The organism is Vibrio sp. RE86, assembly GCF_013114545.1.
Taxonomy (GTDB): domain Bacteria; phylum Pseudomonadota; class Gammaproteobacteria; order Enterobacterales; family Vibrionaceae; genus Vibrio.
The window spans coordinates 71,045-91,461 of the sequence record NZ_VTXI01000013.1 but is presented as its reverse complement, the minus strand read 5'-3'; the positions used below and the strand labels follow the sequence as shown (position 1 = coordinate 91,461).

The 20,417-nt window shown below is 45.7% G+C and carries 16 protein-coding genes; all 16 read right to left on the bottom strand.

Going from position 1 to position 20,417, the window contains the following annotated elements; genetic code table 11:
• Positions 1–26 precede the first annotated feature (26 nt).
• The 16 genes from F0231_RS13570 to F0231_RS13495 all read right to left on the bottom strand — a co-directional run bounded on the left by F0231_RS13570 (position 27) and on the right by F0231_RS13495 (position 20,298).
• Positions 27–566, bottom strand: coding sequence for a PadR family transcriptional regulator (locus tag F0231_RS13570; RefSeq protein ID WP_171760246.1), 540 nt, complete (start codon positions 564–566; stop codon positions 27–29).
• 429 nt (positions 567–995) lie between these two features.
• Positions 996–3,629 (bottom strand): phosphoenolpyruvate carboxylase, encoded by a 2,634-nt coding sequence (gene ppc / locus F0231_RS13565; protein WP_171760245.1) that lies wholly within the window; start codon positions 3,627–3,629, stop codon positions 996–998.
• A gap of 187 nt (positions 3,630–3,816) precedes the next feature.
• Positions 3,817–4,299, bottom strand: coding sequence for a hypothetical protein (locus F0231_RS13560; protein WP_171760244.1), 483 nt, complete (start codon positions 4,297–4,299; stop codon positions 3,817–3,819).
• A 169-nt stretch (positions 4,300–4,468) separates the two neighbouring features.
• Positions 4,469–6,196: a sodium:solute symporter family protein gene (locus tag F0231_RS13555; protein ID WP_171760243.1), complete on the bottom strand. Its 1,728-nt coding sequence runs from the start codon at positions 6,194–6,196 to the stop codon at positions 4,469–4,471.
• 12 nt (positions 6,197–6,208) lie between these two features.
• Positions 6,209–6,472: a DUF4212 domain-containing protein gene (locus F0231_RS13550; RefSeq protein ID WP_004410602.1), complete on the bottom strand. Its 264-nt coding sequence runs from the start codon at positions 6,470–6,472 to the stop codon at positions 6,209–6,211.
• A 221-nt stretch (positions 6,473–6,693) separates the two neighbouring features.
• Positions 6,694–7,320, bottom strand: a complete 627-nt coding sequence (locus F0231_RS13545) for a MarC family protein (RefSeq protein WP_171760242.1) — start codon at positions 7,318–7,320, stop codon at positions 6,694–6,696.
• 104 nt (positions 7,321–7,424) lie between these two features.
• On the bottom strand, positions 7,425–8,060 hold the full coding sequence (locus tag F0231_RS13540; RefSeq protein ID WP_171760241.1) for a response regulator transcription factor: 636 nt from the start codon (positions 8,058–8,060) through the stop codon (positions 7,425–7,427).
• Positions 8,061–8,389: 329 nt separating this feature from the next.
• A complete protein-coding gene (locus tag F0231_RS13535) occupies positions 8,390–10,183 on the bottom strand; it encodes a protein-disulfide reductase DsbD (protein WP_171760240.1) in 1,794 nt (597 codons plus the stop codon).
• 166 nt (positions 10,184–10,349) lie between these two features.
• On the bottom strand, positions 10,350–10,838 hold the full coding sequence (locus tag F0231_RS13530; RefSeq protein WP_171760239.1) for an arginine repressor: 489 nt from the start codon (positions 10,836–10,838) through the stop codon (positions 10,350–10,352).
• Positions 10,839–11,125: 287 nt separating this feature from the next.
• A complete protein-coding gene (pyrI, locus tag F0231_RS13525) occupies positions 11,126–11,590 on the bottom strand; it encodes an aspartate carbamoyltransferase regulatory subunit (protein ID WP_171760238.1) in 465 nt (154 codons plus the stop codon).
• Between the two features lie 16 nt (positions 11,591–11,606).
• Entirely contained in the window at positions 11,607–12,536 is a 930-nt protein-coding gene (pyrB, locus tag F0231_RS13520; protein WP_171760237.1) for an aspartate carbamoyltransferase, read from the bottom strand.
• A gap of 414 nt (positions 12,537–12,950) precedes the next feature.
• Positions 12,951–13,961: an ornithine carbamoyltransferase gene (locus F0231_RS13515; protein ID WP_008078865.1), complete on the bottom strand. Its 1,011-nt coding sequence runs from the start codon at positions 13,959–13,961 to the stop codon at positions 12,951–12,953.
• 93 nt (positions 13,962–14,054) lie between these two features.
• A complete protein-coding gene (arcC, locus tag F0231_RS13510) occupies positions 14,055–14,966 on the bottom strand; it encodes a carbamate kinase (protein ID WP_171760236.1) in 912 nt (303 codons plus the stop codon).
• A 63-nt stretch (positions 14,967–15,029) separates the two neighbouring features.
• Positions 15,030–16,253, bottom strand: coding sequence for an arginine deiminase (gene arcA, locus F0231_RS13505; RefSeq protein WP_171760235.1), 1,224 nt, complete (start codon positions 16,251–16,253; stop codon positions 15,030–15,032).
• A gap of 823 nt (positions 16,254–17,076) precedes the next feature.
• On the bottom strand, positions 17,077–18,525 hold the full coding sequence (locus F0231_RS13500; protein ID WP_171760234.1) for a YfcC family protein: 1,449 nt from the start codon (positions 18,523–18,525) through the stop codon (positions 17,077–17,079).
• A gap of 465 nt (positions 18,526–18,990) precedes the next feature.
• On the bottom strand, positions 18,991–20,298 hold the full coding sequence (locus F0231_RS13495; protein ID WP_171760233.1) for an anaerobic C4-dicarboxylate transporter: 1,308 nt from the start codon (positions 20,296–20,298) through the stop codon (positions 18,991–18,993).
• Between the last annotated feature and the right edge of the window lie 119 nt (positions 20,299–20,417).

Below are 20,417 nucleotides of genomic sequence, written 5' to 3'. Positions count from 1 at the left end.
CCAACCTTTTTTCGTTTATGTGTCAGTTATGCCAGCTCTTCTAGCTCGGCTAATACTTCTTCAGCCCACTCGATCCAAGCTTGACGGATTAATAGGTTGCGACGAAGTGTTAGACGCTCCAGACGTTGCTGCTTATCAAGTGCAGCTGTCGCTGGGTAGTATGCATTCTCAATCTCTTGGTAGTGCGCTACTAGCTTGCGAGACTCTTCTACCAATTCAGCAAGCTGTGCTTGGTATGGTGCCGCTGGTTGTACTGCACAAGCCATCAGTTTCGCTGAGAATTCGTCGCGAACTGTTGGGTGTGCCGTTGGTTGGTCGAACCATTCCCCTAGGGCAATGCGACCTGCGTCTGTGATTGAGTAAACCTTACGGTCAGGTTTACCTTCTTGAGGTTCTAAAACACAAGTAACCAAGTTGTTCTGCGCCATTTTGTTTAGCTCGCGGTAAACTTGCTGGTGGCTAGCTTTCCAGAAGTAGCCGATCGTCGCAGAAAACTCTTTAGTGATATCGTATCCAGTTGCGTCGCGTGTGCTTAGAACGGTTAAGATAACGTGTGGTAATGACATGTCTTCAATCCAAATGGTAAATAAACTAAAAAATACAACCACTTATTTGCTGTCGTGCTTCTTGAGGCACTGATCATCAGTAGAGAAAGTGGCACCAACACTTGTTGGTCATGTCACCTTAAAAGCCGTTTATCACCTAAGATCGATAAATGAATTATCGAGGAGCTGCAGTATGTAGATTTGTTATGTGTTACTTACAGCGGTTGAGTAGTATATCTAAATAATAAGCATAAAGTGGAATAGAAGGACAAAATAACCCAAAAAACTGACAAAAATCTCAATAGGGCGGATTGAATGGATTTTTGTATTGATGATTTTGTTTATTTGTCTCTTTTTGTGGTGGTAAATATTGGACTTTTGAGTTTGAGAGATACAAAAAAAGGTTGGTGTTTTCACACCAACCTCTCAGTTTTCTAGGTTATAAAGTGATTAACCTGTGTTACGCATACCCGCAGCGATACCTGCAATAGTCACCATCAGTGCTTCTTCTAGCTCTGGTGCCGACTCTTCGTTTTGACGAGTACGGTATAGAAGTTCTGCTTGAAGCATGTTCAATGGCTCTACGTAGATGTTGCGTAGGCGGATTGATTCTAAACCCCAAGGGTCGCTCTGCATTAAGTTCTCGTTGTTCTCTACATTTAGCACTGACTTGATGTCTTGCTGCAGTTGATCACGTAGACGATCACCAAGTGAAAGCAGGTTATTGTCAACAAGGCGCTCATCGTAGTAGCGAGAAATTTCAAGGTTACATTTGGTGTAAACCATTTCAAGCATACCTAGGCGAGTTGAGAAGAATGGCCACTCACGACACATCTCTTCCAGTAGCGCCTGATGGCCTTTATCTACCGAGTATTGAATCGCTTCACCTGCACCCAACCATGCTGGCAGTACAAGGCGGTTTTGACTCCAAGAGAAGATCCATGGAATCGCACGTAAGCTCTCTACACCACCGTTTGGATTACGCTTCGCAGGACGAGAACCAAGTGGCAGTTTGCCTAGCTCTAGTTCAGGAGTCGCTTGACGGAAGTAAGGAACAAAATCTGGTTCACCACGAACAACGCGGCGGTACGCTTCACAGCTGACTTCAGATAGAACATCCATCAGGTCACGCCATTCTTGCTTAGGCTCTGGTGGCGGCAGCAGGTTGGCTTCTAGAATGGCACTCGCGTACAGGTTAAAGCTGTTCACGGCTACGTCTGGAAGGCCTAACTTAAAGCGAATCATCTCACCTTGTTCAGTTACACGCAGGCCGCCTTTAAGACTCTTTGGTGGCTGAGATAGCAGTGCTGCATGGGCAGGAGCACCACCACGACCAATCGTACCGCCGCGACCGTGGAATAGCGTCAGTTCAACGCCTTCTTCTTCGGCAACTTTTACCAGTGAATCCATTGCGTGGTATTGAGCCCAACCTGCTGACATTACGCCTGCATCCTTTGCTGAGTCAGAGTAGCCAATCATGACCATTTGGTGGTTTTGAATAAAGCCACGGTAGAGGTCGATGCTCATCAACTGTTTGATAACCGCTTCTGCGTTGTTCAAGTCATCCAGTGTTTCAAACAGAGGACATACGTCCATGCGATACGGACAACCGGCTTCTTGAAGCAGAAGGTGAACGGCAAGAACATCAGACGCAGTACGCGCCATTGAGATTACGTAAGCACCAAAGGCTTCACGTGGTTGGGCTGCGACGATCTTACAGGTATCCAGTACCTCTTTAACCGCTTCTGATGGCTCCCAGTCGCGAGGCAATAGAGGGCGCTTAGATGCTAGCTCATTGGTTAGGAACGCAACTTTATCTTGCTCGCTCCATTGGTCGTAATCACCAATACCTAGGTAACGGGTAAGTTCAGAAAGGACATCTGAGTGACGTGTACTCTCTTGGCGAACATCAAGACGAACTAAGTGAACACCAAACGCTTTAATTCGACGTAGCGTATCTAGTAGAGAACCGTCGGCGATGATGCCCATGCCACACTCATGCAGCGATTGGTAACAAGCGTATAGCGGTTCCCACAGTTGCTCTACACGTTGGAGTGGCGCTTTTACAGCCAGTTTTTGACCGTGAACTTTCGCGTCTAGAATCTCTTTAGTTTCGTTTAGCAGTGCACGCAGTTGTTTTAGAACAGCACGGTAAGGTTCATGCTCATCATCACCCGCTAAAGCGCGGACGGCGTCATTACACTGCGTCATCGATAGCTCACTAACAAGCTCATTGATGTCGTTTAGGTAAAGGTCTGCAGCTTTCCAACGTGAGAGTAGTAGTACTTCGCGTGTTACTGTGTGAGTCACAAACGGGTTACCATCGCGGTCGCCGCCCATCCAAGATGAGAAGTGAACTGGGCGAGCATCGATCGGTAGGCCTTCACCTAAGTAACCTTCTAAACGCTCATCAAGTTCGCGTAAGAAATCTGGTACCGCTTCCCAAAGCGAGTTTTCCACAACCGCGAAGCCCCATTTCGCTTCATCAAGTGGTGAAGGGCGCTGCTGACGAATAGTGTCAGAGTGCCAACTCTGTGCAATGAGCTGCTCTAGACGACGTTCTGTTTTCGCGCGCTCTTTTACTGATAGGTCGTTGAGCTCAAGTTTAGAAAGGCACTCGTTGATTTTGACCAGCTTGTTGATCATGGTGCGACGAGTGATTTCAGTTGGGTGTGCAGTCAAAACAAGCTCGATGTTCAAGTCACGTACGGCTTGCGCAGTATCGAACTTGCTGATGTCGCTTTGGCTTAGCTTAGAGAAAAGAGTGTTGATGGCGTCAGGTTCACAAACGTGCGCATCACAATGGCGAGAAATAGTATGGTACTGCTCCGCCATGTTAGTTAGGTTTAGAAATTGGTTGAATGCATGAGCAACTGGTGTGAGCTGATCATTTGGCAGGCTTTTAATCTCTTCGATCAAGCTGTTTCGGTCGGTTTGATTGCCTGCTAGGGCGGACTTAGAAAGTTTACGAATGGTTTCTACTTTCTCTAGAAGTACGTCACCATGTGCGTCCTTGATGGTGTTGCCGAGCAAGTGTCCAAGCATGCTCACATTGCTTCTGAGCGCAGAGTATTTCTCGTTCATTATCATCCTGCCTTGTAAAAAAATTACATCCAATGTTCCTTGTTAGGTAGACAATCTAGCGAAAAATGTTGCTTCGAGTCAATTACTGTAGGCTAAGTTTGCAAATATTGTGCAAGTGAATGTAACGCCTTGCGAGTCACTGCAATACCTATTTATGTTGAAATTTTATTACAGTTCTTGATTCACGTTATTCAGTAAACAAGGTCTCATATTTTACAAAAGCGGTTTGGGTTTCGCCGTAGTACAGTGTGCCTTCAGCTTGAATCGCGACTCTTAGCCAACTCTCTGCTGAGGTTGGTTTTGGTAGTGAGACTGCCCAATGTTGTCCAGTGCTGTCTGTTGATGCCATTTCGATAGGTTGAGCATTCTGTTCTTGGCTATCAACAATCGATAATTTAACCCCTTCTAATGGAAAAGCGGCTTTTAAGGATAGGTCTAGTCCTTGTGCGGTGAGTTTGTCTGAGCGGAACTGCACTTTAAATTCACCATTTGTCATATCGCACAAACCACTGGTGTAGCGGCAGTTTGATTTCGCGGCCAGCTTATAGGTTTCTCCCTCTTTCGCCGCATGAGGCTTCTCACTCAGCGCCATATCAGTACCAAAGTAGGCAATCAGAGAAAGAATTGGGGCAATTAATAATGCGATTAGAAAGTGCTTATTTTTGAACATAAAATACTAGTTCCATCAATTATCTGTTCGTTTTCCGTAATCCCTGAATATAGAACCAATGGCATTCCTATACGTCCTTGCTACTGTTCAGAGAATCTTTAATTATTAGAATAAGTTAAGCGAATAAAAAAGCCCCAAGCGGGGCTTTTGTGGTTTAAGTATTGTTTTATTAGTGGTCTACCGCACCGCCAGCACCTGCTGGTACACGTACGTGCTCAACCAAATCTTTTACTTCTTGTGGAGTTTCAGCTGTTACTTTCGATACAGCGAACGCTACTGCGAAGTTAAATACTGCGCCGATGGCACCAAATGCGTTTGGCTCGATGCCTAGGAACCAGTTGCTACCCCAGCTTTCTAGGTACTTCCAATCAGCAACGAATAGGATGCCTTTGTGTTGGAATACGTAGAATAGCGTGATACTGATACCTGCAATCATACCTGCGATTGCGCCTTCCTTGTTGATACCCTTGCTGAAGATACCCATCATCAGAGCCGGGAAGATAGACGACGCGGCGAGACCGAAGGCCAGAGCTACCGTACCGGCGGCAAAGCCTGGTGGATTGAGCCCGAGGTAACCCGCGACTGCAATCGCCACCGCCATAGATATTCGACTGGCGAGCAGTTCTTTCTTCTCGGATATATTCGGATTGATGACGCCTTTAATTAAGTCATGGGATATTGCGGACGAGATAGCGAGCAATAGACCTGCTGCAGTGGAGAGTGCCGCTGCTAGACCACCTGCTGCCACAAGCGCGATTACCCAGTTTGGTAGCTTCGCAATCTCAGGGTTAGCCAGTACCATGATGTCACGGTCAACTTTTAGCTCGTTTGTTTCTGCGCTAGAAGTGTATTGGATTACGCCATCGCCGTTCTTATCATCAAAGCCAAGTAGACCTGTTTTCTCCCAGTTCTTGAACCAGTCAGGACGCTCATCATAAGCAAGGTGCTGACCTGGTGCTGGATTAACTGTATCCATTAGGTTTAGACGAGCCATTGCAGATACTGCAGGAGCCGTTGTGTATAGGATAGCGATGAACACTAGAGCCCAACCAGCAGATGTACGTGCGTCACGAACCTTAGGTACTGTGAAGAAACGGATGATTACGTGTGGAAGGCCTGCAGTACCGATCATCAGTGACATGGTGTAAACAAACATGTTTAACGTATCACCACGGACTTGAGTGGTGTATTCACTAAAGCCGAGTTCGGTGACCACCTGGTCGAGCCGGTCGAGTAGATAGACATCGGTGCCTTGGATGGTACTACCTAGACCAATCTGAGGAAGAGGGTGACCAGTCAGTTGCAGAGAGATAAAGATTGCAGGAATAGTGTAAGCTAAAATGAGTACGCAATATTGAGCAATCTGCGTGTAAGTGATCCCTTTCATGCCGCCCATTACCGCGTACATAAATACGATACACATACCGATCAGTAGACCAGTAGAGTAATCAACTTCTAGGAAACGACCGAACGCTACACCCACCCCTTTCATCTGACCGATAACGTAAGTAACCGACGCGATGATAAGACACACAACCGCTACGATACGAGCTGCGTTAGAGTAGAAACGTTCACCTACGAACTCTGGTACTGTGAACTTGCCGAATTTACGTAGGTAAGGAGCAAGTAGAAGTGCTAGAAGTACGTAACCACCAGTCCAACCCATAAGGAATACGGAACCACCGTAACCCATAAAGGCGATGAGACCAGCCATAGAGATAAATGATGCTGCTGACATCCAGTCTGCTGCTGTTGCCATGCCGTTTGCGATTGGGTTTACACCACCGCCTGCAACATAGAACTCTTTAGTTGATCCAGCACGTGCCCAAATCGCAATACCGATGTAAAGGATAAAGGTCGCACCAACAACGAGGTAAGTGATTGTTTTCAAATCCATCTGAGTGACTCCTTACTCATCTACGCCGAATTCACGGTCAATTTGGCGCATTTTCCACGCGTAGTAGAAAATAATACCTAGGAAGGCATAGATTGAGCCTTGTTGAGCAAACCAGAAACCTAGCTTGTAACCACCTAGTTGAAATTGATTAAGTTGATCGACAAATAAGATGCCGCAGCCGAAAGATACAACGAACCAAATCACCATTAGAGTGATCATCAGCTTCACGTTCTTATCCCAATAGGCTTTGGCTTTATCCTGACTTTCAAACGCCATTGCCGCCTCCTTACGATTGGTTTGGGTTGTTAAAAAAATGTTTCACCATGTACATTAGCAAGGGCTTGGCAAGAACTCTTTTCAACTTTAGTCGGGGCGATAAAAACGAAAAGTGCCCATATAACGGGCACTTAGTAAGGAGCTATTGATTTTTGTGATGTTAACGTTGTGTTAAATTAGCCTAAAGTCTAACGTTTTATTGTTCGTTTTATAAATTTGTATTAGCCAGCATAGAAATCTTTGATCCCCATCAGCAAGTTATTAACCGCAACCGCGGCTAAAATGAGTCCCATCACGCGACTAATGATCGCAGCCCCGACGTTTCCGATCCATTTTTGAATGTGGGTAGCGCCTAGCAGCAGCACGAGAGTAATTAAAAGTACTCCGACCATAACGCCAGCGGTGATCCCCTGATCGACAAGAGAGAAACGATGGTTGTCCGTGAGCATGACGATCGCCATCATCGCTCCGGGAGAAGCAATAGAAGGAATCGCGAGCGGATACACTGCTAAATCAGCGAGATCTGAGCGGCTTACTTCCTCTGAGAGCTTGGTTTCCTGCTCAGGTTTAGACTCACCAAAAATCATCGTTAATGAAAAGAGCAGTAGAACCAATCCACCTGCGGCTTGAAACGCAGGAAGAGGAATCTGCATTGCTTCGAGCAGTAACTGTCCAGCTATTAAGAAGAACAATAACACGCCAGTTGCAATGGCAACGGCCTTAAGGGCAACTAAACGTCGCTGCTTGGCAGAGAGATGCTGAGTTTGAGATAGATAGACAGGAACTGAGCCAACGGGATCGATGACAGCCCAGAGAACAACGAATTGGGTAATGATGATGCTTAACAAGAGAAGTACTCCCAGAGTTAGTGAACAGAGGGGTAAATCAGATTGTCGCCTGATGCCCTAAGTTTAGCAGATTTCTGAGAGTGTCAATGTCAGATGAAGGTAAGTTAAACCTCTGATTCTAACTGTTGAAGTAGAATCACTGCTTGAGTTCGGTTTTTTACACCTAATTTTCTAAAGATCGCCGTCATATGGGCTTTGATCGTAGCTTCCGATACATTTAATTCATAGGCAATCTGCTTGTTTAGCAGCCCATCAGATAACATTCCAAGTACTTTGTATTGCTGCGGTGTCAAAGTGGCAATTTTCTCAGCAAGATCGTTGCAAGCTGCGTTATTTGTAATGGAACCTTCAGGAAAGAAAGGTTCGCCATTGAGTACTTGGTTGAGCGCGCTAACGAGCTCTCTCATGTCACTTGATTTCGGAATAAAACCAAACGCGCCATGACTTTTGACTTGTGTTACCACTGCCGGTTCTTCACTGGCTGACACGACGACGATCGGCAAATCTGGATACTCTGCACGTAACTGAATCAAACCAGACATACCGTTGGCACCTGGCATTTTAAGATCGAGCAAGAGAAGGTCTGGTTCATCTTCTTTCTTGAGTAGATTCAGCAAGGCTTCAAGTGAATCAGCTTCCAGTAAGTTGGCACCACTCACGGCCATATGCACGGACTGAAACAGTGCATTACGAAATAGCGGGTGATCATCGGCAATGATAATGGTGTAGGTCGAATCCATGACGTTAACTACTTATGAAGGTTTAGTTAATAGGATTATTGTCATCTTTGCTGTTGTGGACAATATTTATACGCTAAAAGTCTGAACTCTATCGGCTTTTATTAGCAAAATTGCATATAGATACCAACCAAAGCAAACCAATGCCGATTTCTGCTGGTTAAAATTGCTTATAACGTCGTTATGGCTTTTGAAGTTAGACCCGCTAGCTCGCAGCAAACCATGCCTAGTTCTAAGCAATTTTTCCTACGCAGATTATAGGCACTGGCTCACTTTGGCTGGTATTACCGTTTGTTCTCTAAATGCGGCAATACCAGTAGTCGCTGAAGAGCTTAAAGACTATGGGTGTCCAAATGCCTTAGGAAGGTCTCTTCGTTCATAAAGCCAGTGATACGAGCGTTTGAAATTGGCTCTCCCTGTGCATCCCAAAACTCAATGGTAGGAAGGCCTAAAACGCTCATCTCTTTTAGCAGTAGAATGTCTTGAGGTTGGTTGCGTGTTACATCCGCCTGAAGCAATACGAAGTCTTTTAACTTGGCTTCGACCGCTGGCTGGTGGAAGGTGTACTTTTCAAACTCTTTACAAGCGACGCACCAATCGGCGTAAAAGTCTAGCATCACGGGCTTACCAGCGAGCTTTGCTTGTGCCAACTGCTGATTTAACTCTTCAATGTTCGCAATGCGTGTGAAAGCAATTTGATGTTGTGGCTGTTCACTGGTGTTGCCGCCAAAGTAGTAGTTGAGGGCTGGCTGCGCTGATGCAAATAGACCCAGCACGGCAACGATGCCAACAACACTTTGCTTCCAACCACCAAAGGGCAGTGAGTTCTTTACGTGATAAAGCCAACCGAACGCTAAGATACCTAAGCCCGACCAAAGCACGGTTGCCCACAATTCAGGAATGATGCGCTCAAGTAGAAATATTGGTGCGGCAAGTAAAACAAAACCAAACAACGTCTTCACACGATCCATCCAGTTGCCCGCTTTTGGCAGTAACTTATTGCCAAATACCGCAACTAACATCAATGGGATACCCATGCCCATCGCTAACGCATACAGAGCGATACCGCCAGTGAGGAGATCACCACTTTGAGCCACATACAATAGCGCACCAGACAGCGGCGCTGTTGTACAAGGCGAACAAACGAGGCCAGAAATCGCGCCCATGGCAAACACGCCCCATGAACTGCCACCTTGCTGTTTATTACTGAGGTTGTTTAACCAAGTTTGCGCAGCGCTTGGAAGTTGAATGGTGTACAAGCCAAACATGGACAACGCAAGCGCGACAAATAGAAGGCTTAATCCAATCAATACGTATGGATGCTGCATCGCCGCTTGAAATTGCATACCTGCTGATGCGACGACAAGGCCTAACAAGGTGTATGTCAGTGCCATACCTTGCACGTAAACGAAGGATAGCCCTAATGCTCGGCGATGACTCAGCTTACCGCTGCCGAGTACGATGCTGGTTAAAATTGGGTACATCGGCAGTACACATGGTGTGAAGGCAAGACCTACACCGAGTGCGAGAAACAGTAATGGCGTCCACCAGTTGTCACTCAGCTTTGAAGCTAAATTTGATTCACTCGACACCGGTGCTGCTGGCGTTGCTGGTTTAGGCTCGGTGTAGTTTGGCGTTGGTTCTGCAGTCGTCTGCGTTGTATTGCTTGTTGAGGTGAAACTTGTTAAGTCAACTACACGTGTCTCTGGTGGGTAGCAAAACCCGGCTTTTGCACAGCCCTGATATTGAACAATAAGACGCGCGCCGTCTTGATAGTCGGCAAGAGGGACTTCAACAAACAACGGGGTGGTGTAGATGTTTACATCACCAAAAAACTCATCTTTGTATGGCTCACCATCACGCATTTCTACGGTACCAATCGTGACGTTCTCACCACTGATCGAAATACGATGTTGGTACAAGTAGTAATCTTCTTTGACCTGCCAATCTATTAAGACTTGATCACCTTGTTGAAAGGCATTGAAAGGGAAGGCTTGGTCTACCGGAACAAACGTATTGCTGTTATTTCCGAAGCTTGGTGCTGAATTGGATTGACCAAACAGTGCCAATGCCGGAGCGGAAACAACCGAAATACACAACAGTAAAAGAGATAAAGCAAAGCGCATAGAAGAGCCACTTGAGTTAAGTTTTCATCATTTTAACTCAATCAGACAGAGGATAGGGCGAATAAGTTTCACGCTAAGCGAAATATTCCCATTTGCTTGTTGAGAAAGGGAGTGACCACTCATCTTCGGGAGGAGAAAGAATCGTAGAGTGGTCACGTAAAGCGCATTAAGCTACGCCGAGTCGCGCTCGAACCACACGTTCGCAAGCATCAATATGATCCGTATCTTTTGGGATCACTAATACCGTATCATTGCCACCCACTGTACCAAGTATTTCGGTGTGTGGATCAATATCGACTAAGCGGGCAACAAGCTGAGCACTACCAGGGTGAGTTTTTACCACCACCATGGCTTGGTTGTGAGTAATAAACTCAATTTGAGAAGAGATAGAGGACTCAACCCGCACTGGTGCCGTTTCTACAGTAATGCAGTAGACCTTTTTGCCACAGGCATTTTGGACTTTGACCACGCCTAACTGAGAAAGCAGTCTCGAGACCGTGGACTGGCTAATGCCTCTAAAGCCTATATTGACTAGAGCTTCGCGTAACTCGTTTTGCGTAGTGAAGCTTTGTTGTTGTAATAGTCGCTTGCAAGCGGCTGTCAGCGTTTTATCTTCGCTGTAATCGACGTTATTTGGATTTAGAGTTTCACTCATGCGAACTCCTTAAAACATGACGTAATGATCAATCGTCCATGCACAGACAGCACCAATTCCATATCAGTGCGTTATGTTGTGAGCGGTCATTCTTTGATGACTTTATTTTGTCATCTAGTCTACCACTAAAGGATATGCGGCTTTGTGAATAGGATCGCCAAATAAACAACTGCTTAACTGGCTGTAATTAGAGGTGAATTCTGTGGTTTTGCGGATATTTATCCAAGCAAGGGAATAAATATCCGCATGATTTTATAGAAGGGAGTGCAGGCTCAACTAAGATGAGCCTAGCGCGCTTCGGTCATAATCTCGCGAGAGAATACTTTTTCACAATAGTGGCATTTGAGCTGAACACTTTCGTGTTTTTCTTGCACTTTAAATTTGCTTTCTACAGGTTCGCCATGAGAAATACAGTTGCTGTTCGGGCACTCAAACACGCTAACGATACTATCAGGTAGCGCAAGATTGAGTTTGTTGACCACCTTGTACTCTTCAATTTGGTTAACGGTAGCTTTAGGAGCGTAGAGCGCCAGTTGATTCGCTTGCTCCTTGGTCAGGTAAATGTTCTCAATCTTGATGAGATCTTTCGCACCCAATGCCGACGATGGCAAGTTAAGGCCAATCGTGATGCGTTCATTGGTTTTATGCATCTTGAACAGTTTCAGCACTTTAATGCCGATGTTTGCAGGAATATGGTCAATCACGCTGCCATTACGGATCGCTTCTACCTGAAGTTGAGTTTCTTTCGCCATGATATCTCTCCTGCAATTAAAGGGTTTCGTTAAGAACTAGCGCCAACAAGGCTTCACGTGCATAGACACCATTTTCCGCTTGCTCGAAGTAGTAAGCGTGCTTGGTTTTATCTACATCTACGGTGATTTCATCAACACGAGGAAGTGGATGAAGCACTTTTAGGTTGTCACGCGCTTCGGTTAACGTCGCAGCCGTTAAGATGAAGGCAGACTTCATATGTGCGTATTCGGACTCATCAAAACGTTCTTTCTGCACACGAGTCATGTACAGCACATCAAGCTCTGGGACCACTTCTTCGATGTTGCTGTGCGTGCTAAATTTAATGCCTGCCTCTTCGAGCTCTTCACAAATGTAGTCAGGCATTGCTAACGCGTCTGGTGCGATAAAGAAGAAGCGCACGTTGTCGAATTTCGCTAAGGCTTGAGTCAGAGAATGAACAGTGCGGCCGTATTTTAGGTCGCCAACAAATGCGACGTTGAGATTATCGAGCGTTCCCTGCGTTTCATAAATGGAGAACAGGTCGAGTAGTGTCTGTGTTGGGTGTTGGTTAGCACCGTCACCACCGTTGACGATAGGTACTCCGTTTGAGAATTCCGACGCTAAACGAGCAGCCCCTTCTTGTGGGTGACGCATAACAAATGCATCAACGTACGAAGCAATTACTTGGACGGAGTCTGCGAGCGTTTCACCTTTTTTCGCCAGTGACGTATTGCCCCCATTGTCGAAGCCGATCACGCTGCCACCTAATCGCTCCACCGCTGTTTCAAAAGAGAGGCGAGTACGAGTCGAAGGTTCAAAGAAGCAGCTCGCTACTACCTTGTTTTTCAATAGTTCTGGATTAGGTTCTGCTTTCAACCTTGCTGCGGTATCAACAATAAGTTCTAGCTCTTTTCGGCTGAGCTCTGGAATTGAAATGATGTGCTTTTTGTATAATGAATGCGCCATTGCAGTGCTTCCTCGTCTCGAATTAAACGTGAATTTCAGACAAAAAAAAGCCCCCTAAAAAAGGAGGCTTCAAAACAAAATCAATAGAGAAAACGAAACAGACAGCGATCCCAGTTGAGGGCACTTTTTAATACAGCAATGAGCAGTAGTAAACGGTTTCATTGTTCTCTCCGAAGACAAATTGCGGAGGATTATACGCACAAAAAAACGCCACGCAAGCGTTCGAATGAAGTATCCAAAAATTGGATTTTTATGCGTGTTTCGCATCTTTTCGAAACTTTTAACCAGCCTTTGGCCGATCTTGCTTGTGGGCGTTTTTGTCATCAAGTTTGCTAATCTTCCATGAAAAAAAATGCGGGCTTTATTCAGACGTAATCGAGAAGAGTCATCATGCCACCCGCATTTCCCTGCAGATTAGTCGCCTAGAGTCGCAACCATTACCGCTTTGATTGTGTGCATACGGTTTTCCGCTTCATCGAAGACGATAGAGTGTTTAGACTCAACCACTTCATCTGTTACTTCCACACCGTCTTTTAGTTGAGGGTATTCCGCTGCTAACTGCTTACCTACTGTCGTGTCTTCACCGTGGAATGCAGGTAGACAGTGCATGAATTTCACATGTGGGTTGCCTGTCGCTTTTAGCATTTCCATGTTGACCTGGTAAGGCATCATTAGGTTGATACGCTCAGCCCATGCTTCTTTCGCTTCGCCCATAGATACCCACACGTCAGTGTATAGGTAATCACAACCTTGAACGCCTTCCTGAACGTCTTCAGTTAGGGTAATTTTCGCACCAGTCTCTTCAGCGATTTCGCGACAAGTTGCGACTAGCTCTTCTTCTGGCCAGAACGCTTTTGGAGCCACTAGGCGGATGTCCATGCCCATCTTCGCTGCGCCAACCATTAGCGAGTTACCCATGTTGTTGCGAGCATCACCAAGGTAAGCAAACTTCATTTCGTGCAGTTGTTTGCCACGGCCGTGTTCCATCATGGTTAGGAAGTCAGCAAGAATTTGAGTTGGGTGGAACTCATCAGTCAGGCCGTTCCATACTGGTACACCAGCGTAGGCACCTAGCTCTTCAACGATCTCTTGACCAAAACCACGGTACTCAATGCCGTCGTACATGCGACCAAGAACGCGAGCCGTATCTTTCATTGATTCTTTGTGGCCGATCTGAGAGCCAGATGGGCCTAAGTAAGAAACTTGCGCGCCTTGGTCAAAGGCCGCGACTTCAAACGCACAGCGAGTACGAGTTGATGTTTTTTCGAAGATTAACGCAATGTTTTTGCCTTTTAGGCGAGGTTGCTCATAGCCGTTGTATTTCGCTTTTTTCAGTTCCGCCGATAGGTCCAAGAAGTGCTGGATTTCACGTGGAGTAAAGTCTAATAGTTTTAGGAAGTTACGGTTACGTAGGTTAAAAGCCATGATGTTTTCCTTCTTATGTTTTGATTGCGCTTTCTCGGTTGCAGGGAAAGAGGTAAGAAAGCGCAGATAATTTTGTCTTGAGTAATGAAGTCGTTAAGCTTTGACGATATTTGTGCCAGCGGTGCCTTCTAGGATGCGTAGACCATCTTCTAGCGAGCCGATGCCAACCACTTTGCCACCTTGCTTGATGAATTCGCACGATGCTTCAATTTTTGGCCCCATAGAGCCTGCGTCGAACTGGTATTTAGCAAGCTCAGTTGGGTTAGTGCTGCGCAGAGCATGTTGAGTAGGTTTGCCCCAATCGAGATATACCGCGTCAGCATCAGTCAGAATCAGTAGCGCATCTGCATCTAGCTGTTTAGCTAGGAATGCTGCCGACATGTCTTTGTCGATAACGGCTTCAACACCGACCAATTTGCCGTTTTCACGTTTAACTGGAATACCGCCACCACCAGTACAGATCACCAAGTGACCTTCATCGATGAGTTTGGTAATCGCTTCATGTTCGATGATGCCTGTTGGCTGAGGGCTTGGAACAACGCGGCGGAAGTGTTGACCGTCAGGTTTAATTGTCCAGTGGTACTTCTCAGCCAATTCACGAGCTTCTGCTTCTTCATAGATTGGCCCGATTGGCTTCGTTGGGTCAGCAAATGCAGGGTCTTTTGGATCAACCGTCATTTGCGTCAACATGCAGGTTGCGTTGACGTGAGGCATTTGGTTTTTGAACTCTTGCATCAGCATGTAGCCGATCATGCCCTGAGTTTCACTGCCCAATACATCAAGCGGATAAGGAGCAACTTTCTTGTACTCTAGGCCTTGTAGAGCCAGTAAACCCACTTGAGGGCCGTTACCATGCACAAGTACGACGTTGTACTCTTGTGCAATTTCAGAAATGGCTTTAACAGCAAGTTCAATATTGTGGCGTTGGACTTCAGCTTCTAATGGTTCACCACGACGAAGAAGAGCATTACCACCGAGTGCGACAACAACAGTTTGTTTTTTCATTGTTTTAATCTCTCTGCAGGGGCGGGAGGATAAGTCTCCCGCCGAGTCATTGGTTGAGTAGGCTTAGATACCATCACGTTCGATTGGGCAGCTCATGCAGCGAGCACCGCCACGGCCACGGCCAAGTTCATCACCTGGGATTGGTAGAACTGTGATGCCTGCTTTGTCATATTTCTCGTTGGTGTAGGTATTGCCTTCGTAACCGACAACCACACCTGGTTTCACAGTAAGAACGTTGTTTGCGTCGTTCCATTGCTCACGTTCTGCGTGGAAGTTGTCACCACCTGTTGTGATTAGATTTAGCTGACCAACACCAAGCGCTTTCTCAATCGCTGTTACGAAGTAGCCTTCTTCTTTCACATTAACAGCACCAGATGCATCACCTGTTAAGCTCCAGCATTTAACATCTTTACGAACCACTTCTGGGTAAACAGAGAAGGTGTCTTCGTTCATGTGTGTCATTACGGTGTCTAAGTGCATGCAAGAGCGGTGTTTTGGCAGCTCCATTGCAATCACTTGTTTCGCCTGACCGTGTTTGAATAGACCTGACGCTAAGTGTTCAACACCTTGTGCAGTTGTGCGCTCAGACATACCGATAAGTACAGTGCCACGACCAATAACAAGTACGTCACCACCTTCGATCGTTGAGTTGTCGTAGTTGATGGTCTCTTCGTCACCGAAGTACTTGATAAAGTCTTGGCCAGCGAAGGTAGGGTGCCAGCGGTAAATCGCGCGAACATGGTTGGTTTCACGTTGACGAGCTGGTTTTGCCATTGGGTTGATAGACACACCGCCGTATACCCAGCATGACGTATCACGAGTGAATAGGTGGTTCGGTAGTGGTTCGATAATGAAATCAGTTGGAGCATGAAGACCTTGCATCATTGAAGAAGACTTCATTGGCATCTCAGCGTAAGACAGACCACCTGTTAGGATTTTTGCTAGTTCAAGGTTTGGTAAGTCGCCTAGGTAGCAGCGCACATCGTTAGCGAATGTCTTACCCAAACGGTAATCAGATACTTGACGGTTCAGTAGCCAGTCTTTTGCTTCTGGAACGGCAAGTGTGTCAGCAAGAAGGTCAGTCAGTAGTAAAACCTCAACGCCTTGGTCACGCAGTGTTTGTGTGAACACATCGTGCTCTTTACCTGCACGTTCTACCGCAAGCACATCATCAAACAGCAAGTCATGGCAGTTAGAAGGTGTTAAGTGAGTGAGAGCGCGTCTTGGACGGTGAACAAGAACGCGACGTAATTGACCGATTTCAGAACCTACGTATAACTTACTCATGATCGTATCTCTCTTATATTTCTATTTAGTTTTAATGTTTAAAACTAATATTTAATTTGTAGGGAATAGGTTGGTGAATTTATTTATTCACTTATTTTGTTTCTGGAATTCATATTACTCTTGTTGGCGGGGGGATCTTAGAGGTCAATCACAGTTCGTTTTTTATGCTCGAAGCCTTGATTTACAAGGCTTTTAACAATATCTATTCAGTTGTTGCTTGGATGTAAATGCCCTAATTAGCCATTAAGTAGGGAAGTTTATGCATCGGTTTATTCACTGTGTAAGGCTGGGTATGGTTAATGGGAAAAATATTCAATTTTATTGCAGTGATAAAACAATGAATAGAGTGGAAATATGCACTCTAAATTCTTAGATAATTGATTTTGAGTTGCGAATTAATTCTTTGATAACAAAATATTTGGTGATAAATGTTGTTCTGATCACATTGGCTATTTAAAACATACCAAGCACTAAAGTAAGTTAGATTAATAAAGTTAATTAACTACGATAGTTTTTCTTATTATTAAATGTCGGAAAATATAGATTTATTGAATGGTGTTAATTGAATTGGTCATTCCATAGAGCGACGAAGGAGAGAATAGGGAATCTCTAAAATAGTGCGACTAGCTTTACGAGATCCCCAATTCGTTCGTTCCTCGCTCTTGAGGATGACAGAATAAATTATTGAAATAAAAGGGTTCAACTTAAGTGCCAACACTTAAGAATCTCTCCAGCTCTCCAAACACAAGAAAAGCCGCACTGAGGCGGCTTTGGGAGAGGGCTCACTTCCTGTGAGCCTGGGTAAGGAAAAGAAATGACCAGATTAGATTAGAGCTGCAACACTTAGACATACGATGCAGAACAGGGTCAGAATCGCGAGGAGTGGTGCAACCCATTTAACCCAGCGAACGTATGGCACACGAGCGATAGCCAAACCACCCATTACCACCGCTGATGTCGGCGTAATTAAGTTCACTAGACCTGAAGCAGACTGGTAAGCAGTGATAACAAGTTCACGACCTACACCAGCAAAGTCAGCAAGCGGTGCCATGATAGGCATGGTTAATACTGCTAGACCTGACGTTGAAGGAACAAGGAACGACAATAGAATCTCCAAGAAGAACATCACGTTAATGAAGACCACTGACGATAGACCCGTCACCATCTGTTCTGCCGAGAACAAGATAGTATCGGTGATCATACCGCGGTCCATAACCACTACGATGCCGCGAGCAATACCGATGATAAGAGCAACGCCAAGTAGGTCACGAGCGCCGTCGATAAAGCTGTTGGTAAAGTCCTCTTCGCTCATGCGTGCCACTAGGCCAACAAGGATTGTTGCTGCGAGGAACATTGCAGAGATCTCTGCCATCCACCAACCAGCAACGGATACGCCGTAAATCATCACACCGAAAGAGCCACCAAAGATGGTCAGAATGATTTTACGTGTTGTCGTGAACTCAAGGCCCTCTTCCGATTGATTACCTAGGAAGTGCGCTTTGTTCTCTTGATATTTATCGTAAACAATTGATTTGCTTTGATCCGCACGAACCATGCGAGCGTAACGCATCACGTAAGCGACACAGATGCCGTAGCCAATCACCAGCATTAAAACACGCAGCATAATGCCATCGGTAAATGGAATGCCTGAAGCGTTAGCGGCAATCACGGTTGCGAATGGGTTGATGGTTGAGCCAAGAACGCCGATACCAGCACCAAGCAATACCGTAGCTGCAGCAACCAATGGGTCAAATCGCGCTGCCATCATGACAGGTACTAGTAGAGTGTAGAAAGGTAGCGATTCTTCAGCCATGCCGTAGACGGTGCCCCCTGCGGCAAAGAGTGCCATTAAGATAGGGATCATCATCTCTTCTCGGCCTTGTAAGCGATGCGTGACTCGTTCTATCCCCGCATCAATCGCGCCGGTTTTCGTTACAAGCCCTAAGAAACCGCCAATCACAAGAATGAATAGGGATACGTCAATCGCGGCTGCTTCGTAACTGTTGTGGTCGTAGAAACCATCGATAGGTGCTAGTAGAACATCAATCACACCTTGAGGGTTGCCCTCTACGGCTTGATAGGTGCCTGTTACAGGAACTTCACGCCCGAGGTCTTCGTTCATTGCACGGTCATATTGGCCAGCAGGAACAATCCACGTCAGCATGGCTACGAGAGCGATCAGTACAAAAAGGATGGTGTAAGCAGATGGGAATTTAAAGTTGGCAAAGAAGCCGCCTTTTTTCTCTTCAGTCGGTACAGTTTGGGTTGTCATGGCTATCTCCTTACTTTTATTCATATACCAATAAATAAAAGTGAATCAGCGACTCATTGTTATTAGAAAAATAACTCTGTAGGGAAGTTATTAGTATTTGGAATTCTTATTAGGTGTTTAACCTTTACAGACATTCTAATGCGAGGCGATAAAGCTAACTTTGTCGATCTTCACAAATTATTGTGGTGATATTTGGCCGGAAATTTTGGGGTGTTTTTTATAAGGGTATTTGTTTAAAAAGTGTGGATTAATATTCTCGCCATTTTAAATCTAAGCCTTACTTTATGAGACTCTTTGTCTTGTTCTTAATAGGGAGGGAATTTTATTCAAATGATGGAAATAAAATTCAAGATTAACTTTTGGAAGGTTTATTGATTAAAGTCAAAAATAAAGTGTGATCTGGGGTTTTTTACGTTTAAGAAAATAAAAAAGGGAGCCGAAGCTCCCTTATATGATGTATTTAAACTAGATGAATAAACCACCAAACGCGAAACCAAGAGCAACAGCCGATGCAATAGTTGCGACGCCCGGAATAAAGAACGGGTGGTTAAACACGTATTTACCGATACGTGTCGAGCCAGTGTCGTCCATCTCAACGGCTGCAAGCAGTGTTGGGTACGTTGGTAGTACAAACAGGGCGCTTACTGCCGCAAATGAAGCAACAGCAGTGAGTGGTGCTACGCCGATAGCCAGTGCTGCTGGCATTAGCGCAACTGTCGTTGCACCTTGTGAGTAAAGCAGCATTGAAGCAAAAAACAGTACCATAGCCAGCATCCATGGGTAATCTGCTAGCAGTGCACCGGCCACTTCTTTGATGCCATCTACGTGTGCGTTTACAAACGTTGAACCAAGCCATGCTACACCTAGTACACACACACACGCTGTCATACCAGAGCGGAATGTTGCTGCGCCTGGGATCTTGCCAGCGTCGATTTTACAGCTCATTACGATAGCAGCTGCGGCAGCAAGCATGACCGTCATGATCGCTTCGTTACGGCCCAGTGCTGGGTTTTCGATTAGGCCAATCGAGTTAGAAATGGCCGCTGCGTAACACACCACAAAACCAATCGCAGCAAGGAAGATGTAAGTCGCTTTTTTCGCTGTTGGCAAAATTTCACGTTTCTCTTCTGTTGATAGCTTGATTAGGCCTTTCTCAAGACGTTCTTGGTAAACAGGATCGTCTTTTAGCTCACTGCCCATAAAGTTGGCAACGAATGCGCCGATCATACAAGCTACAAAAGTGGTTGGAATGCACACAGCCAGCAGTGTTAGGTAATCAACGCCCATTGGTGCCAGCATTGCTGCAAACGCGACAACCGCCGCTGAAATTGGTGAAGCTGTAATGGCAATTTGAGATGCAACAACCGCAATCGAAAGCGGGCGAGAAGGACGCACGCCTTGGCCTTTTGCGACTTCTGCAATAACAGGAAGAGTAGAAAATGCGGTGTGACCTGTACCTGCCATCAATGTCATTAGGAAAGTCACAATCGGTGCGTAAAAGGTGATGCGCTCTGGGTGCTTACGTAAAAAGTTCTCCGCCACTTGTACCATCCAGTCAAGGCCACCGGCGACTTGCATTGCTGCAATTGCGGTAATGACTGACATGATGATTAGAATAACGTCGATAGGGATGAACGCTTGGCTAGTGGGTACACCCAAAAACAGGGATAGTGCGATAACGCCTGCACCACCGGCTAGACCAATACCAATGCCGCCAATTCTTGCTCCTAAATAGATAAAGAGCAGAACGACAAAGAGTTCGACTGCTACCATATTGATACCTCTCAATGTAAATAATGATTCTGATTATCTAACGACTCAGTGTCTAAATAGTTAGATAATGGGAATGGAAAGACCTTTGAATTATTGTGGTTAACCGTATAAGAGCCCAA

Excerpts from the sequence above, each read along its gene's own strand:
- F0231_RS13540 (WP_171760241.1), bottom strand. The coding sequence starts at position 8,060 with ATGGATTCGACCTACACCATTATCATTGCCGATGATCACCCGCTATTT.
- F0231_RS13555 (WP_171760243.1), bottom strand. The coding sequence starts at position 6,196 with ATGGATTTGAAAACAATCACTTACCTCGTTGTTGGTGCGACCTTTATC.
- F0231_RS13515 (WP_008078865.1), bottom strand. The coding sequence starts at position 13,961 with ATGGCTTTTAACCTACGTAACCGTAACTTCCTAAAACTATTAGACTTT.
- pyrI (WP_171760238.1), bottom strand. The coding sequence starts at position 11,590 with ATGGCGAAAGAAACTCAACTTCAGGTAGAAGCGATCCGTAATGGCAGC.
- F0231_RS13570 (WP_171760246.1), bottom strand. The coding sequence starts at position 566 with ATGTCATTACCACACGTTATCTTAACCGTTCTAAGCACACGCGACGCA.
- ppc (WP_171760245.1), bottom strand. The coding sequence starts at position 3,629 with ATGAACGAGAAATACTCTGCGCTCAGAAGCAATGTGAGCATGCTTGGA.
- arcA (WP_171760235.1), bottom strand. The coding sequence starts at position 16,253 with ATGAGTAAGTTATACGTAGGTTCTGAAATCGGTCAATTACGTCGCGTT.
- F0231_RS13550 (WP_004410602.1), bottom strand. The coding sequence starts at position 6,472 with ATGGCGTTTGAAAGTCAGGATAAAGCCAAAGCCTATTGGGATAAGAAC.
- F0231_RS13500 (WP_171760234.1), bottom strand. The coding sequence starts at position 18,525 with ATGACAACCCAAACTGTACCGACTGAAGAGAAAAAAGGCGGCTTCTTT.
- pyrB (WP_171760237.1), bottom strand. The coding sequence starts at position 12,536 with ATGGCGCATTCATTATACAAAAAGCACATCATTTCAATTCCAGAGCTC.
- F0231_RS13495 (WP_171760233.1), bottom strand. The coding sequence starts at position 20,298 with ATGGTAGCAGTCGAACTCTTTGTCGTTCTGCTCTTTATCTATTTAGGA.
- F0231_RS13560 (WP_171760244.1), bottom strand. The coding sequence starts at position 4,299 with ATGTTCAAAAATAAGCACTTTCTAATCGCATTATTAATTGCCCCAATT.
- F0231_RS13535 (WP_171760240.1), bottom strand. The coding sequence starts at position 10,183 with ATGCGCTTTGCTTTATCTCTTTTACTGTTGTGTATTTCGGTTGTTTCC.
- arcC (WP_171760236.1), bottom strand. The coding sequence starts at position 14,966 with ATGAAAAAACAAACTGTTGTTGTCGCACTCGGTGGTAATGCTCTTCTT.
- F0231_RS13530 (WP_171760239.1), bottom strand. The coding sequence starts at position 10,838 with ATGAGTGAAACTCTAAATCCAAATAACGTCGATTACAGCGAAGATAAA.